The organism is Methylobacter sp., from assembly GCF_004322395.1.
In the GTDB taxonomy this organism is placed as follows: Bacteria; Pseudomonadota; Gammaproteobacteria; order Methylococcales; family Methylomonadaceae; genus Methylobacter_A.
Map to the genome: position 1 here is coordinate 1 of NZ_SCTW01000026.1, position 16090 is coordinate 16090.

The 16090-nt window shown below is 50.7% G+C and carries 14 protein-coding genes; 5 read left to right on the forward strand and 9 right to left on the reverse strand.

What is annotated here, in order from left to right; genetic code table 11:
* Positions 1 to 148: 148 nt before the first annotated feature.
* The 8 genes from EPO18_RS03510 to EPO18_RS03545 all read right to left on the reverse strand — a co-directional run bounded on the left by EPO18_RS03510 (position 149) and on the right by EPO18_RS03545 (position 10204).
* The gene (locus tag EPO18_RS03510; RefSeq protein WP_292430576.1) at positions 149 to 712 is read right to left on the reverse strand and encodes a hypothetical protein; all 564 of its coding nucleotides are present in this window, start codon (positions 710 to 712) and stop codon (positions 149 to 151) included.
* Complete coding sequence (locus EPO18_RS03515; protein ID WP_292430578.1) at positions 687 to 2183, reverse strand: RHS repeat domain-containing protein; 1497 nt, start codon at positions 2181 to 2183, stop codon at positions 687 to 689. The genes EPO18_RS03510 and EPO18_RS03515 overlap by 26 nt, the downstream gene beginning before the upstream one ends.
* Before the next feature lie 122 nt (positions 2184 to 2305).
* Positions 2306 to 4495 (reverse strand): RHS repeat domain-containing protein, encoded by a 2190-nt coding sequence (locus EPO18_RS03520; RefSeq protein ID WP_292430582.1) that lies wholly within the window; start codon positions 4493 to 4495, stop codon positions 2306 to 2308.
* Between the two features lie 10 nt (positions 4496 to 4505).
* Complete coding sequence (locus EPO18_RS03525; RefSeq protein ID WP_292430585.1) at positions 4506 to 6641, reverse strand: DUF6531 domain-containing protein; 2136 nt, start codon at positions 6639 to 6641, stop codon at positions 4506 to 4508.
* A 661-nt stretch (positions 6642 to 7302) separates the two neighbouring features.
* Entirely contained in the window at positions 7303 to 8058 is a 756-nt protein-coding gene (locus tag EPO18_RS03530; protein ID WP_292430588.1) for a DUF2182 domain-containing protein, read from the reverse strand.
* A complete protein-coding gene (locus EPO18_RS03535; RefSeq protein ID WP_292430591.1) occupies positions 8058 to 8666 on the reverse strand; it encodes a DUF1326 domain-containing protein in 609 nt (202 codons plus the stop codon). Before EPO18_RS03535 ends, EPO18_RS03530 begins: the two co-directional genes overlap by 1 nt.
* A gap of 9 nt (positions 8667 to 8675) precedes the next feature.
* Positions 8676 to 9410 (reverse strand): SDR family NAD(P)-dependent oxidoreductase, encoded by a 735-nt coding sequence (locus EPO18_RS03540; protein ID WP_292430594.1) that lies wholly within the window; start codon positions 9408 to 9410, stop codon positions 8676 to 8678.
* Positions 9411 to 9550: 140 nt separating this feature from the next.
* Positions 9551 to 10204 carry a DUF938 domain-containing protein gene (locus EPO18_RS03545; protein ID WP_292430597.1) on the reverse strand — a complete coding sequence of 218 codons (654 nt, stop codon included), beginning with the start codon at positions 10202 to 10204 and terminating at the stop codon, positions 9551 to 9553.
* 160 nt (positions 10205 to 10364) lie between these two features.
* Here EPO18_RS03545 and EPO18_RS03550 point away from each other — a divergent pair, with 160 nt between their 5' ends.
* The 3 genes from EPO18_RS03550 (at position 10365) to EPO18_RS03560 (ending at position 13600) form a co-directional block, all read left to right on the forward strand.
* Positions 10365 to 11924 (forward strand): sigma 54-interacting transcriptional regulator, encoded by a 1560-nt coding sequence (locus tag EPO18_RS03550; protein WP_292430600.1) that lies wholly within the window; start codon positions 10365 to 10367, stop codon positions 11922 to 11924.
* Positions 11925 to 12002: 78 nt separating this feature from the next.
* A complete protein-coding gene (locus EPO18_RS03555; RefSeq protein WP_292430646.1) occupies positions 12003 to 12536 on the forward strand; it encodes a hypothetical protein in 534 nt (177 codons plus the stop codon).
* Between the two features lie 269 nt (positions 12537 to 12805).
* Positions 12806 to 13600 carry a L,D-transpeptidase family protein gene (locus EPO18_RS03560; protein WP_292430603.1) on the forward strand — a complete coding sequence of 265 codons (795 nt, stop codon included), beginning with the start codon at positions 12806 to 12808 and terminating at the stop codon, positions 13598 to 13600.
* Positions 13601 to 13701: 101 nt separating this feature from the next.
* Here the strand turns inward: EPO18_RS03560 and EPO18_RS03565 are convergent, their stop codons facing one another.
* The gene (locus EPO18_RS03565; RefSeq protein WP_292430605.1) at positions 13702 to 14073 is read right to left on the reverse strand and encodes a hypothetical protein; all 372 of its coding nucleotides are present in this window, start codon (positions 14071 to 14073) and stop codon (positions 13702 to 13704) included.
* Between the two features lie 218 nt (positions 14074 to 14291).
* On the opposite strand from EPO18_RS03565, the gene EPO18_RS03570 reads away from it, so the two are divergent.
* Together EPO18_RS03570 and EPO18_RS03575 are read left to right on the forward strand one after the other, a co-directional pair.
* Complete coding sequence (locus EPO18_RS03570) at positions 14292 to 14687, forward strand: hypothetical protein (RefSeq protein ID WP_292430608.1); 396 nt, start codon at positions 14292 to 14294, stop codon at positions 14685 to 14687.
* Between the two features lie 218 nt (positions 14688 to 14905).
* Positions 14906 to 16054 (forward strand): hypothetical protein, encoded by a 1149-nt coding sequence (locus EPO18_RS03575; RefSeq protein WP_292430611.1) that lies wholly within the window; start codon positions 14906 to 14908, stop codon positions 16052 to 16054.
* Positions 16055 to 16090: the final 36 nt, after the last annotated feature.

A 16090-nucleotide genomic window follows, 5' to 3' on the forward strand; every position in this document is an offset into this window, starting at 1 on the left:
CAGCGCCCCGGCAAACTCAATTCTTAAAGGCCTCGCCATCTGTACATCCAATATAAAATTAAGCTGATCAAAGATTTAATCAACATTGCTTTCATGTCAAATGTAAGGCCTGAGGCTGACCCCGTGCATGCGCTATGCGAGCTTTGTGCTATGGCCAAAGATTTGGCTCATTGCAAGCATTCCTAACTACCTCATAATTGTCTGAAAGGGTTTTAAAAATACGTTCTTTATCTTTAATTGGTTTTTGAGGCAACTTAAGCCATTTCATAATTTCTAGTTCATATCTAAATCCACCTATCCAATGATAATGAAAGTGAGGCAATTGTATGCTATTAGTTGTCTCAACTCCCAGCACAGTTATTTCATCTCCATCATTGCCATAGTTAAATCCGAGATCGGCATTGTTTCCCTGAACAAACCAAGAACAAACCAATTGTTTTTCTCCAGGTTGAATTTTTCCTCTTAAAACTTTTACAACCTCGACTTGTATAACAGCTACCGATAAATTTTCACCTGAGGTAGTTACAAAACCATTTTCTATCGTTTTATAACCAGCAAGCTTTCCCAAAAAAATAACATCGGACATTGGAATTACAGCGTTTTTTACAATATACAAAAAGCGATTAATATCAGCATGAGCGCTCAGAGTAGTCGCTAAAAACAATAACAGAACAATTAAAGCGTATTTACTTTTGTAATTTAAGATCTTCATAATTAGTTTTATATTTGCTTTTTACTTTTTGACTTGCGTGAGGATATGCTTCGTCAAATTGATCTGGTGTAAATCTGGGTTCAAAAGGAAAAGCCTTATACTCCAACATAAACGCATCAGCCTCATCATATTTTAACGGTGGCAGATGGGAGCCTTCATGCAGAACAGCGGCAGCTAAATTACAGGAATATGCTCCTGGTTTTTTTTTGAAGTTAAGATAAATAGTTGAGGAAAAGTCATTTCCCCCACAATCGTCTTCAAATACTGCAACAGGCGTACAACTAATCGTTGCTTTATCCAACATCTGTTGAAATTTGTCACCAATACCAAGTATGTTTGCTTTTTTAGTAGCTACTTCGCAGGCATTCTTCACCTTTTCTTTTTGCTTGGGCTTACAGTTTTCAGTTTTATATATCAGCCCTAATGGATCAGTACCATTTAGGGGATTATTGTAAACATAGGCATAAGTATCAATACCTCCAGCCAACCCAATCGGATCACTCTCGATATACCTGCCAGTCTGTGGATCATAATCCCTAAAGCCATTATAGAACAACCCGGTTTCCTGGTCGTAATATTGGCCGGGGAAGCGCAGGTTGAACACGTAATTGCCCAATCCTGAAGGATTCTGCTCCGGCAGGCTGTTGCCGAACGCTTCGCCCTCCCAGGTCCAGACCATCTTGTTGTCGTTGGGCCGGGTGATCTTTCTCGGCGTGCCCAGGTGGTCGATGTGAAGGTAGTAGACCTCGGCTGTGGGGTTTGCTGGGGTTGCCGGTTTCAGCACCGCGACCGGCAAATCGCCGAGCCAGAGTATTTCCTGAATCAACTGGCCTGAGGCGTCGTATTCGCCGGTCAAGTGGCCTTGTTCGTCGTAGAAGTATTGACTGCTGTTTGCTCCGCTGGTTTTGCTGATGCGCTGGCCTAAGGCGTTATAGCCGTAGCCGGTGGTTTGCCCGGTGGCGGTGTTCGTGCTGGCGATTCTTCTCCCGGCCGCGTTGTAGGTGTGGTTGAAGCTGCCGTCGCCGGTCAGGTGACCGGTGGGGTCGTAGCTGTAGTTGACGGTGTGTGCGCCGCCCTGGCTGAGCAGGCGGTTGCTGTTGGGGTCGATGCTGTAGTTGGATAAGCTCGTGTTGCCGGTTATTGTGGTGCTGCGGTTGCCGCTTAAATCGTAGCTATAGTCGGTGCGGCTTTGTGCCGATTCGCCGCGTTCGCTGCCGGTCAATCGGTCGAGCTCATCATAGTGGTGCTGTTGGTTTAAGTGGGGATCGCTGTCGTCGATGGCATGGGTCAGCCGTCCGGCCGCGTCATAGCCGTAAGTGCGGCTGTTGGGTTGTTGGGTGTTGGCGTCAACGCCCATGCTGATAATGACGGGCCGCCCTGAGAGGTCGTAAAAGCGTTCGCTCTGCTGGTTGTTGCCCCAGAGCCAGCCGTTGATTTGGCCGTCGGGGTCGTAGCCGATTTGGCTCAGCAATGGTTGACCGTTGACGGTAATGGCGGTGAGGTGGCCTCCACTCCACTGGTAGTCGATCGTTTGGCCGCCGGGTGTGGTGGTTTGTAGCCGTTGCCCTGCACTATTGTAAGTGTGGCTGACGGTCAGCGGGGTTGCACCGGCGCTTTGGCTTTTTTGAGTGATCCGGCCGTGGCTGTGTCGTAGCTATAGCTGATACTGCTGTTGTTATTGCTCAGGCTGCACAGCCGGCCGATGCCGTTCGTGCAAGTGTCCCAGGCGTAGTTGACGGTTTGGTCGTCATCAGCCCTCTGAGTGATGCGGTTCAGGCTGTCGTAGTGATAGCTGGCGGTTTTGCCTCGTGCGTCGGTGCGGGTCGTGAGGTGGTTGCCGGCCGCGTCGTGATCGGCGAGGGTGATACCGGTGTCGGGGCTGGTTTGTTGGCTCTGGTTGCCGAGGCTGTCGATGTTGTAGGTAGTGGTCAGGTTCCTAGGGTCGGTGATGCCGGTGATTTGGCCCAGACTGTCATAGGTCGTGTCGATCTGGCCCAGGGTGCTGCCGATGATGGTCGGGTGCGGTTCGAGCTGGCGTATTTGTTGGTTCAGGGCATCGTATTGGTACTGGCGGATGCGCCCGAGTGGGTCTTTGATCTTAGTCAGGTTGCCGTTGGCATCGTATTCATAGGTGGTAACGGCCGGTGCGGAGAAGGTGGCGATGGCTGACTTTGTCTGGCTCAGGGTGACGGTGCAGGTGGCGGCGCTGCCGGTGCAGACGCCGAACCAGCCTTGGAAGGTGGAGCCGGTTGCGGGGCTTGCGGTCAGGGTGATGACGGTGTCGGTGGCAAAATCCGCGCTACAGGTTGCGCCGCAATCGATCCCGGCCGGGGCGCTGGCGACGGTGCCGGTTCCTGAGCCGGTTTTGGTGATGCTGAGGGTTTTAAATGCCGGGGCAAAGTCGGCACTGACGGTTTGGGCTTGGTTCATCGTGACGGTGCAGACAGTTGCGCTGCCGGTGCAGGCGCCGGCCCAGCCTTCGAAAGTGGAGCCGGCGGCCGGGGTGGCAGTCAGGGTCACCGGGGTATTCCAATCATAGCTACTGTTACAGACGGCTCCGCAGTCGATGCCGGCCGGTGAACTGCTGAGGGTGCCGGTGCCCGATCCGATTTTGGTGGCGGTCAGGGTGAACTTCAGCAGCGTAAAGTCGGCGGTCACGTTGTGCAGTTGATCCATGGTGACGGTGCAAGTGTCAGCGGTGCCGGTGCAAGCGCCGGACCAGCCGGTGAATGTCGAACCGGTGGCCGGTGTCGCCGCCAAAGTCACGGACGTGCCCCAGTCATAACTGGCGGTGCAGGTGTCGCCGCAGTCGATGCCGGTCTGCAAGCTGGTGAGGGTCCCGGTACCGTTGCCGGTCTTGGAGGCGGTCAGGGTTACCTTCATCGGCATGAAACGGGCGGTCACGTTTTGCGTCTGGTCCATGGTCACGGTGCAGGTGGGCGCGGTGCCAGTGCAGGCGCCAAACCAGCCTTCAAAGGTCGAGCCGGTGGTCGGGGCGGCGGTCAGGGTCACGACAGCGGCGGGTTTGCCGTATCCCGGTTCATCGTGGTCTTGTGGTTCGTGCGGGTTCTTGCTGTCGTATCCATTTTCTCTATTGTGCTCATTCTCCCTGCCCTTGTCTGGGTCATCCCCATGCGCGGCAAAGTCGGGAGAGTAGGTGCTGCTGCAGGTCGTTCCGCAGTCGATGCCGGCTGGGACGCTGGTGACAGTGCCGCTTCCCGATCCGGTTTTAGTGACGTTCAGGGTGATCGGTAGCAAATCGATGATCGCGGTGGCGTTTTGCGACTCTTTCAGGGTGACGGTGCAGCTGGGGGCCGTGCCTTTGCAGGCACCTCCCCAGCGCTTGAAGGTCGAGCCGGCCGCAACGGTCGCGGTCAAGGTGACGGGGCTGTTGGCGTTGAAGCCGGCGCGGCAGGTATCGCCGCAGTTGATGCCGGACGGTGCGCTGGTAATGGTGGCCTGCCCTGCTCCGGCATTGGTGACTTTCAGCTCGGCGGTTTTGTGCTGTTCTTTGGGAAGGCGTTTATTGTTATCCGCTTGGGCGAGTCCGGTTGTGCATAAGGTTAACAACAGCAAAACCACTGTCATTAAGTTAAGCGGTTCGTGCTGAGCTCTTCGACTACGCTCAGGAGAGTCTTGTCGAGGCATGAATGGCTTAGTTCCGAGGCTTGGATTTTTCCATTCATCCTTCGACAAGCTCAGGACGAACGGAAAAATCCTTAACTTAATGGCAGTGAGCAGCAAGACAACCGGCACGAAAATATTTTTTATAAGTGATTTCATTGACGACCCCTTATTGCGGTAAGATCAGGTTTTGCAGACGCGACAGGGCGTCATAGACCCGGCTTTGGCTGCGGGCCAGCTGTCCGTTCGGATCGTGCGCCTCCTCCTTGACCCGGTTGCCCATCGCGTCCAGGGTATAACTCAGGGTGTTGCCGATGTTGTCTTGGGTTTTGATCAGGCGGTGGGCGGGATCGTAGCTATAAGCCAAGTATGAACCATTTGGACGGGTGACGCGGATGACCAGGCCTGCCGGGTCATAGGTAGTGGTCGTGGTTTCGCCGCCGATATCGAACGAGAGCAATCGCTGGCGGACATCGTAAGTCAGGGTGGTCATGAGGCCATTGGGATCGATCAGTTCTTCGACCTGGCCGTGCGGGGAGTAGCGGGTCAGTCGGGTGGTATGGCCTAACGCATCGGTGAGCTGTTGAAGCTGGCCCCGGCAGCCGAGGTGTTCGCCTGCGCATACAGCATCGGCCGGATAATAGTCGTAGATGGTGACATCGGACAGGTCGGTGCGCGGGCCGTCCTCGACTTTTTGCAGCAATAAACCGGGGGTCGCGCCATAGGTATAAGCGGTGGTCCAAGTGCGCTTAGCCTGGGTGGCGGTGTCGGTGAGGGTTTTTTCGGTGAGGTCGCCTTGGGGATTGTAAGTAAACGTGGTTTGCTGATTGCCGTTAGTGATTTGCACCGGCAGGCGGAAGGTCGGGTGCCAGACGGTGGTGATGGTGCGGGTGGCCGGGGTGGTCGCGCCGCTCGCGGTCAGGCCTTCGGTACGGCGGGTTTCCAGGTTGCGGGTCAGGTCGTAGCTATAATCGGTGCGGTTGCCGTTGAAGTCGGTGCGACTGGACACGTTGCCGTTGGCGTCATAAGTCAGCGCCGATGCCGAGGCGCCGCAGCCGGAACCGCCGGGTTGCGATTGGCCGGTGCTTTTAACGACGCCGAGGATGGTCTGAAAGTGGTAAGTGCGCGCTGTGTTCAAGGCATCGGTGACCGTGGTGCTGCCGTCGGCGTTGTACACCAGACTGACCCGCTCCGCGCCACCGGCATGTTCGGTCGATATACCGCGGCCTTGGGCGTCGTAGCGGAAAGTGGCATAGCGGTTGTTGTTTTCATCGGTGATGCCGGTCAAGGCATGCGGAAAGCTGGTGTTTTCGTAATGGTAGGTTTTGCTGGCACCGTCGGGATAAGTGACGGAGGCGAGGTTATTGTTGGCATCATAAACATAGTGGTAGACGCCTCCGGCCGGGTTGGTCATCGTGCTGAGGCGGCTATTGGCATCGTAAGTGAAATTGAGCTGATGGTCAAAGCTGTCGGTGACGCGGATGAGTAGGTCACTCGTGGGCGCAACGGTTACCGGTGTCGAGGCGTCGCTGTAGGTCAACGTTTGCGTCAGGCCGGAACGGTCAGTGATTGCTGTGAGCTTGCCGGAGGCGGTGTAGGTTTCCACCGAGTTGCCGGCGGTCGTGTAACGCCAGCCTATTCGCTCATTGGTGCTGTCTTTGAGTTCTTCGAGACGGTCAAGCACGTCGGCATCGGTTACCCATTGGCCAGCGCTTAGCTGGAAGTTATATTCTTTGCCGTCATTGCGGCGGATCGTCACCCAAGAGCCGTTTGCCTGCAAGGTGCCGGATCGGCTGTACGCATGGCTCCAGCCTGCGCCTAAGCTGGAAGGGTTGGCCGTGGTGCTGGCGTTGTAATAGCGGTCAAAGCTCAGGCCGAATGCGCCACTAGGAAGATCGGTCTCATGTTGCCATTTGTTGCCGGTGGCTGCGTTGATGGGATTCCCAAAATCGATCTTGCCTATTTTGGCTGAATTTGCTTGGTCGACTGGACAACTTCCGCCATTGCTTTTAGGTAATCCACAAAGCCCGGTCGTATTATTAAAGGTTTGTGAAGCTGCGCAGCCAACAGCATATAAATGACTAACATATCCATGCAGATTTCCGTCAGGATAAAAATAATACATATTGACGGAAGGCGAGCCACGATTGCTTAAACCTACCGCACAATATTTAGCCCCACCAAGCGCACCCCATTGGGCAATAGTTAATTGGCAGGACGACCAAGCAACAGTAATAGGAGTATCAAAATATGCATGAGAAGAAAAAGAAATTAAAAAAGCAGCTATTAAAAAAACTTTACGCATGGGAAAAAACACCAGTTACCACATAAGCGCATGACATACCTGATAACAAAAAAAGAAAATCAACACTCATAAAATAATCCTATATAAAAAATGTCAGACCATGCTTAATAAATTGTCAGTTTTATAAAAACAGCGGAATGTGTTTTAGTAATACGGATTCAGACTTATCCTTTCGATAAGCCTATCAATCTAAGGACACCAAAACTACGTCTGGCAACTCTTCATCACGCTGGCGGCCATACTTCAAGTGCTCATGGTCTGCATTTACCGCAGGATGTCGGCCAGGAAAGTCCGGCATAATTGAATCGGTTTAGCGACGGCCTCATTGTGGCTTAAAAAATGGCCGCCGTATGTCAGCCAAAACTGTACCTTTTGTAAGCCAAAGACTAAATCTCAGGTTCTGTGATATTCATCACGAATCTCAGAGCGCTATAGCCATCTGTCAAAGCTATCCAGCAATTGATAGAGTCAACAGATGAGTTGGAATTAATTTTAACTACGGGGAGGGTGAATGATTAAACCTTCAGCCGGAGATTCAGGTATTCGCGTTGGAACAGGCAAATGAGGCGTTGATTGAACTATACGCAGGAAAGATTCGCGGAGCCAAGGTGTTGATAATTGCCTGAGCTAAAAACCGCGATTGGTCCGCAACAAACAAACACTAAGCAATCAACAGAAAAACTCCCCAAGCAAGGAAAGCGACGCCTACAATTCGGCAAATAAACTTTGATTGAAGAGGGATGGATTTCTCCGATATAAACAGCAAGGTCATCAAAGCCATTCCCAGCAGGTTCATCACGCCCACGACAAACATGATCAGCATTTGCGCCCAGCAACAGCCTACACAATATACGCCATGTTTCACCCCCATATTGAATGCGCCTGCAGCGCCATCTTGCCATTCATTTAATAAAAAGCCCATCGGGGTCTTGCAATGCACTAAACAGGCATTTTTTGTCGGCATAAACTGGTAAAAGCCGGCTAAAAATAAAATACCGGCAGCCGATATTAAATTTTCGTTATCCATCATCGGCGATAACCAGGCCAGTCCGTGCATTTGCCATTGCAACAGCGTTAGCGCGCTACTGAATCCCAGCCATACTCCGAGATAGGCCGAAATGAACAGGTATGTCAATTTATCGGGCGCTCTGTTTTGCCGCCTGCAAACCTGGGCAAATGCCAGAATCATCGGGATCGCAGAAGGCAGCATCATTGCCGCCATCATGACGGCCCACATAAAATAAACTAAAGCAAAATCTGTAAAGCCCCATGCCAACGGCTCGGAGGGAGGCATCCACATACTCGACATCGGTTGTGACGCCATTTGAATATGTTGGTAAAACAGATAGCCCCAGGCAGCAAAAATCACTGCCAGCACAACAGCTAAAATAGGGCTCTGTGTTTTAAATCGGGCCATTACGGCTGATAAGCAAATGCAGAGAAATAACCGTTACGCTCGGAAAACTGCCAGTTTTTATCATAGTCTTGATACTGGTAGTGTTTTGATTTAGCGACAATCGATGGATGACTTGGCGCCACGCATAACGGCGGATTGCTTATGGTGGCTTGTCCGCCTGCTATGCCCTGAATGCTTTCAATATCGGCCTGCGCAATATCGGGAATAATCACGCGCCGGCTGTCGCCCTGCTCTTGATAATCGATTTTTACTTTTTTCACGCCTAACACTTCACCGACAAAGCTCATTAAAACGGCCGGATGTCCGCCTTGTTGTCCGCTAAAGATTTGGGTAATTGCGTCGAACTGACCGTCATCGGCCCGCTCATCAACATATAATGCCGCTTGCCAGTTTCCGTCTTTCATATGTCCCGGCGAATAACACGCCATCGCAACATTCAAGTCATCAAGCGATTGATTATCCAGATGACCTTGTTCAATATGCCAGGCAACCAATAGTTTACAATCGCCTTCTGTCGGCGGTTGTAGCCAGACACAAGGACAAGCGGTTTCACAATTACAGGTTTCGAAATAACTGCCCTGCAAGATCCAATTTTTAGTTTTCAACATAACTACCTCCTAAAACGGTTCTTTAAACGGCCTCAAATCGAGTTCATGAGTCCAAGCGCTGGGATGTTGTTTGTGAATGGCCCAATAGGTTTCAGCGATGGCATCCAGTTGCAGCAAACCATCGTGGCCTTTGGATTTAACGTAGTCAGGAAATTGATCTCTTGCCCGTTCGCCGTCAATCACGCCGTCGATAATAGCGTGAACCACATGTATGCCTTGCGGCGAGAACTCTCTTGCCATGCCTTGCGCCAATGCCCTCAAACCGGCTTTAGCGGAAGCAAATGCGGTAAACGGTGGTTTTGCTCTTAACGATGCTGTCGCTCCGGTAAAAAACAGCGTTCCTTTTTGTTTGTTCTTCATCGCATTAACTGCTTCCTTACCGAAAAAAAAAGCACCCAAGCAGTTCTGCTTCCAAAGCTCGTAATAGGTTTTTGTATCCGTCTCCAGCAAAGGGGATGGAATATTGCTGTCTACATTGTAGGCGGCAATATCTATGTTATAGCCTTCCTGTATCGCCATTCGAAATAAGTGAGCGACGTCGCGCTCAATCGTTGCATCGGCAACCACTGTAGTTGCTGAACCGCCTTTTTGCCTGATTTTTTCAGCAACTTTTTGTAGCTTATATTCGCTTCGACCGGCGATAAAAACGTGCAAACCTTTTTCTGCAAAAAAATTGGCTAATGAGGCTCCCAAGCCTTGTTCCGGCCCAACCCCTATGACGATGGCTGAACATTTTTTCTCCACGGCTAATTTCCTAAATTGAACGTCATTGAAAAAGGCTAAAGGCTAAAGGCTAAAGGCTAAAGACTAAAAATTGAAAAAGTTCTAAGCGCTCAATACAAGCTTTTTTTCGCCTTTAGCCCTTCGCCTTTTGTCTTCCTCAATTACTTCCTGCCGAATATCAGCGAGAAATTATTGGCAGGCATATTGATCTGCTCTTTTAATTCCAAACCATGATTTGCCGCGGCCTTTTTCAGGTCGGCGATATCTTTTAAACCCCATTCCGAAACGCCTGCTGAACTTAGCGTTTCATGGAACTCTCTATTGGAATCGGTAGTAAAGGTACCTTCCACTTGGAATGGACCGTAAATCAGCAAAAAACCATCGTCATCCAGTAGATATGAAGCACATTTCATCATGCCGTCGGCAATTGAAATGGGCGCTACCTGAAAAATATTGATGCAAAAAATAGCAGCAAATATACGGGGTTCACCAGCATTAAACCAAGTTTCCGGATTGGTTAAATCCAGATGTACGGGATCGGCAATATTATCGTTCTTGTGATCGCTCGACAGCTTCCTGATATTATCAAAAACCTCTTGATCCTTATCGGAAGGATGAAAATGCAAATGTTCGAAATGTGGCGCAAAAAAGTTAATGTGCATGCCGCTGCCGCTGGCAAGTTCCAAAACATTTCCCGGGTCTTTAGGCAGCTTTTCTTTTAAAACGCCGAGCAGCGGTTCGCGGTTGCGGTTTCCGGCCCAGGCAACATACTCGCTTAATGGATGCGGATCTAAAGGTGGTTTATCTTGGCTCATTTTTTAACTCCTCGTTGTTGGTTATAGCCAATAGCAATAGCAATTGCCGTGCCAATAATTCTTGATAATTTTTCTGTTAAATTACAAAGACTTGATTTTTAGCTTTACCAAATTAATGAAGCTATGCTTCAATTAGGGAAAATCAACTTCGCAAAACACCATGAACAACAACTCACTTTCCGATTTAACACCGATATTTTTCCTGCAAACTTTCATTCTTGAGCTGATGCATGCCAGCGAGCAGCAGGGGCAAAAACATTGCGAGCAATTAATCGAACATATCGCCAAGACCGCCGGATGTTTTTTTGAACAAACCTATCGGGAAGAGGCACATAAAAGCGAGTGGCTCGACAAAGAAAGCTATATCGAGCTGATCCTCGGCCTTAAAAACAATATCGGCGGTAAATTCTCACTGGTTTCCAGTACTCAGGATTGCATTACCGTTACCAACACCAGTTGCCCTTTTGGCGACCGGGTCACCAACTTTCCTGAATTATGCAGAATGACGTCCAGCGTCTTCGGCGGCATCGCAGCCAGGAATTTCGGCTATGCCAAAGTGGAAATCAAGCAAAGCGTTGCTCGCCACGACGGCAAATGTGAAGTTTGCGTATACACCAACCCGAACGCGGCAAAAGACCGGCCGGGAATGGAATACACCGACACCACCCCCGTTAAGGAAATGCAGGATATTAACGAACTGCACTCGCGCATTGAACAAAGCATGCAGCAAATCTGGCGTAAACAAAGCAAGCAGCCTGCTAAAAAACACCAGCCTCCGGCGATTATTGCCAAATCCCCCGCCATGCGAAAAATTTTGCAATCTATCGAAGTGGTTGCGCCGACGCTGGCAACAGTGCTGATTCACGGACAAACCGGCGTCGGCAAGGAATTGATTGCGCGCGCCATACATGCGATGAGCGACCGCTGCGACAAGCCTTTTATCCCGATTAACTGCGGCGCAATTCCGGAAAGCCTGATCGAGAGCGCACTGTTCGGACATGAAAAAGGCGCATTCACCGGCGCCATTGAAGTCCATCAAGGTTATTTTGAAAGAGCCGAAGGCGGAACCTTGTTCATGGATGAAGTCGATACCCTGTCCCCTGCCGCGCAAACTCGTTTGCTTCGCGTACTGCAGGAAGGCGAACTAGAAAGAGTCGGCGGCAAACAAACCTTGTCGGTTGATTTGAGAATAATCTCCGCAACCAATAACGACCTTGAAGAACTGGTCAGCCAGGACCTGTTCCGCAATGACCTGTATTACCGTATCAACGTGGTTCGATTAAGCATCCCGCCGCTGGCCGAACGCCCGGAAGACTTACCTTATCTGGTGCAGTTGATCGTGCAACGCTTGAGCAAGAAATATAACAAAGAAGTTGAATCGGTCAGCCGCGAAGTCATGCAAAAAATCCGCGTTTATCCGTGGCCGGGCAACGTCCGAGAACTGGAAAACATCCTCGAACGCAACATTTTATTTGCGACCGGCAAAGAAATGACCGAGTTGGATTTGCCGCTTTCGGCCAAAACAAAAAATCTTGACCAATGGAAAAATATCAAAGAACAGGCCCTTGCCAAGGCCGAGCAAGCATTTCTTGAAAATGCGCTAAAACAGCATCAAGGTGATGTAAAAAAAGTGGCAAAAGAAATGGAAATCACCTCGCGCGCCGTTTACACCAAGCTGAAGAAGTATGGGATCAATTTGGCGGGTTATCGCGAAACTTAACCCGCTTGTCAAAGCTCAGCGAACTCCATCGTAACCGAAACTCCATTGGAGCAATCAGTTAGGCATAGATATGTGGCTATGGCTGAGCTTTGCGAAGTCCAACAAATTACTGACACCGACGGTCTGAGTTCGGCAGAAACAGACGTCCACCTAAAAATGAATATGAAAATTCGCGCTATTATAAAAAAACTATCAAATCCTCGCGTTAGAAGGCGATTAAAAATTGGCATCACTGTTTATGCTGGCATGATTATTCTTGGTCTGATATCTAAGCTTGTCTATGATATTGGTTATTTTAACGCGCAGTCACTTAAAAATGATAAAAACGCTGAGCTATCTATTACACATCCAGTGCTGACAATGGAATCTGCTCAACGAATTGTGTCTGGTGCGCTAAAAGAAGATCCTACTAACCCAAAAACAATTGTGGATCAGGTCATTAACGACAATCAGAAACTATCAACCATTATCATAGAAAACAATAAGCTAAAAAAAATCGCTTGGATTATAGACATGCGTTTGTTTTTTACCGGCGATTTATTCAATAACGAAGGTTATAATTTAACCGAAGGTATTGAGCATCAACACAATATCAATCGTGGTGATCATTGATTGCTCGTAGCAGGACTAGCGGGAGCATTTGAACAGTACCGTAAGGCGGTTTGCTAGCGCGAAACCGCCTATCGACGCGCAATATCCAATCAATCGGACATCAAAATCCCCCGCTTGGAAAAATCCAGGCAAGGACCAAGCGCAAAGCTCAGTTCATGGCGGATTGCTGCGCGAATCCGCCTTACAGCGTTCGATAGGTAAATCTTGAGCTTGCGGACAGGTTAAGGGTTACCTAAACTATGCCGGTCGCCACTTCATTTCCAGCGCTTATGATGAAATCAACTGCCAAAATCATCGTCGGCTTGGCCGTGACAGGCTCCCTCAACGCCTGCTCCGGTCACAAACCCGCCGTCCTTACGGCCAGCGCCATGGCCGCCAAACCGCAGGTTCAAGCCGCGCGGAAAATCTATGACATCATGCCCGGCCAACGGACCGTGGAGGATGTTCTGCAAATTTATGGCGCTTACGCAACGAGCAAACTCAAACCCTATTTCGACAAGACGAAGGTGGCCTACCCTCCCCGGGAAGTCGCTTTAATCGCCTTGAAACAGGAAATGAAGCTGGAACTCTGGGCTAGGGACAGCGGCGAATTCCGCTTCATCCGCAATTATCGCATCCACGCCGCCAGCGGCGTATCCGGCCCCAAACTGCGTCAAGGCGACATGCAGGTGCCGGAAGGCATTTACCGGATAGCGGAGCTGAATCCGAACAGCCATTTCCACTTGTCGATGAAATTAAATTACCCGAACGAATTCGACCTCTTCCATGCGTGGCAGGAGGGGCGCGCCGATCCGGGTTCGAATATTTTTATCCATGGCAAGGCCAAATCCCTCGGCTGCTTGGCCATGGATGATGAAACGATAGAGGAACTTTTCGTCCTGACCGAGCACGTGGGCGCCGGAAATGTGAAAGTTGTGATTGCCCCGCATGACCCCAGAACTTTCCCGCTGGAAGCTGACATCGAAGGACTCCCGGAATGGACCCCGGAGCTTTATTCGCGGATCTCCCGCGAAATAAAAGCCCTGTCGCCTGGGCTGAAGCCGGTGGCAGCCGCTGGACTATGATCACCCAGTCTGCCGTGTTTGCCTCGATTCGAACTGGAGTGTTGGAATCGACAAAAACCGGCCATTTTCTGTCGCTCGACCTGTATTTTCTACCGGCTGCTTTAGGTTACAAAATGCTCGCTCAACGCCAAGCTAAGGCGCGGCACTGCCGGAGGCGGGGCCGTCGACTTGAGCGCCATGTTGGGCTTTGGGCAGGGGAAAATTGACAATACGCCAACCGGACACACTCTTTGCGGCATAAAGTGTGTCAGTTGATCTGCCCCATCTGGGGAAACACATTCTTCCACCATTTCAACAAGATCGGGTTTTAGCTGTTTTTGGCTTACCACCGAACAACGTATTTTGCTGAAGTTTCGAAAGCCTTTAGTTTGCATTTGCTTTCTGAAAGAAAGCTCCAAAACCTCAGCAGCTTTATTAACCAGTTCTTCACCTACATGAGGATAGACAGATCCCGCGATCTTTTTCGGCGGCATAAGCTAACGGGCAGCGAACGGCAAACCATGACGAAAACCGCCATCCGGCGGTTTTTTTTACTTTTTTTTCTTGAGCATTGAACTTTATGTTCATTGCAGGGAATTCACGCAGTGCCTGAAACGGACCACGGCCTTTGATGAACGTGCGGTTCGAGGTAGGGCACAAAGTGGCCATCTTGGCCTAGCGATCACGACTCGATTAACTTAGGGGGTATTCCATGGTTAGCAACAACAAAATTTCATTATCCGCACTTGTGAGCGGATTAGTCCTTTTCTCGTGCCTGGCGGCAAATGTTCACGCGGCAACCATAACCGCTTCTTGCGAATATCGCGCCGATTCGGAGCAGGAGCGATCGAAGGCGGATGTCAAGGTGAAAGGATTGCTGCCGGGAGGGGTTTATTCCGTAAGCATTTCCGGTGTTATTGGGCCTGCTCAAGTGGCAAGCGCGGCGGGTGAAGTCGAATCTTCATTCGACAGCAATCCGAAGGACATCGCCGCTGGAGATATCGGAATTGTGCCGGGAGCACTTGCAAGCGGGTCGGCCACGTTCATTGTTCGTAACGCCTTGGCTGCTCAAGTCGCAACCGGAACGGTGACTTGCCGCGTGCGCTGATTGTGTTCCGCTTTGCCGGCATCGGGTGTGACTCCGCAGAATTGCCAAATAGACTGACTGCTTAGCGCCCCAGATGCGGTTTCAGTCAAGACATCTGGCGGCAAGACACTAATTGCAAGCGGTAGTGAAGTGATTGATTGCGGTGCCGTTTATTCGGTAAATGTGGTTACGGAGGCGGTAGTTCCGATAGCGGCCGCCTCCGATCAGGCGGGTAAACGGTGACACGCAAGCGCGGGCGAACTTTTACAAATTATCAGAAACAGACTTTTTCAATGGTACATTCCATGCATTTTTCGATTTATAAAACCTCATTCACGACAATCCTTGGGATTGGAATTTATCTGGCATCTGTCCAGCCTGCGTCTGCGGTGGTTTACCACGTTGACGAGCTTCGGCCCGCGCCGGGTTATGCTTATAGTAATGCAAGTCAGATCAATGACTCCAGAGACGTTGTCGGATCGAGTTCTCCCGCGACCGGGGGATTCAAGAATATCGGAACACTTTGGCAGGGGCTGACCCCGGTCAATCTCGGCAAAACCGATAAGGGCAACTACAGCGAAGCCACAGCCATCAACAACTTCGGGAAGGTCGGAGGAGAAGCCGATGACGGCGATTTTCGCCCGAACGTTGTTGCTTTTCAGGGCCGCGTGGCGAAATTCATCGACAAAGGCGCCAACAATTCGCATGTTGTGGCGGTAACCGATGGCGGTTCCTTCATCGGCAACTATCTCAAAGGGTTCGGCGGTACCTGGTTTCCGACTCTCTGGACGGAAGACCCAAGAAAGCGTGGGGAATACAGACATCTATTTCTGCCCATGTACCAAGATCCCACCGGCGCGTCTTCCTACAACTATATTAACGATGCAAACAACAGCGGAGCCGCCGTCGGTCAAGTCAGCGGAGTGAGCTTGGGTGGGGATCGTCCAGGCTTTTGGAATAATGACGCAGCGCATACGTTAAGTGTGCTGCCGCTGTTGTCCAACGACTGGGGCGGGTATGCCTATGGAGTTAATGATACGGGAACGGTCGTCGGTGTTAGCAACCAGGGAATATTTAGTTCCATGCCGGTCGTCTGGGCAGCAGGCGCTGATCATCCGGTAACGGCGCTCCCGCTTTTCCCTGGGGAAGTCCAAGGCCAAGCGGCGAAAATCAACAACGCCGGCCAGATCATCGGCTTCCATGGTGATGGCTCCGCTCCAGCCGTTTGGATTAACGATCAGATTTTCGATCTGCAAAGCAGTCTCGACCAAAGCGGCGCCGGCTGGCAATTGCTGGTCGTCAGCGACATCAACAATTCGGGGCAAATCGTCGGAACCGGCCAGTTGAACGGCCAGACCCGCGCCTTCGTGCTGACGCCGGTTGAATAATAGTTCCGCTTTGTTTTATGCGCGACGGGGTTATGT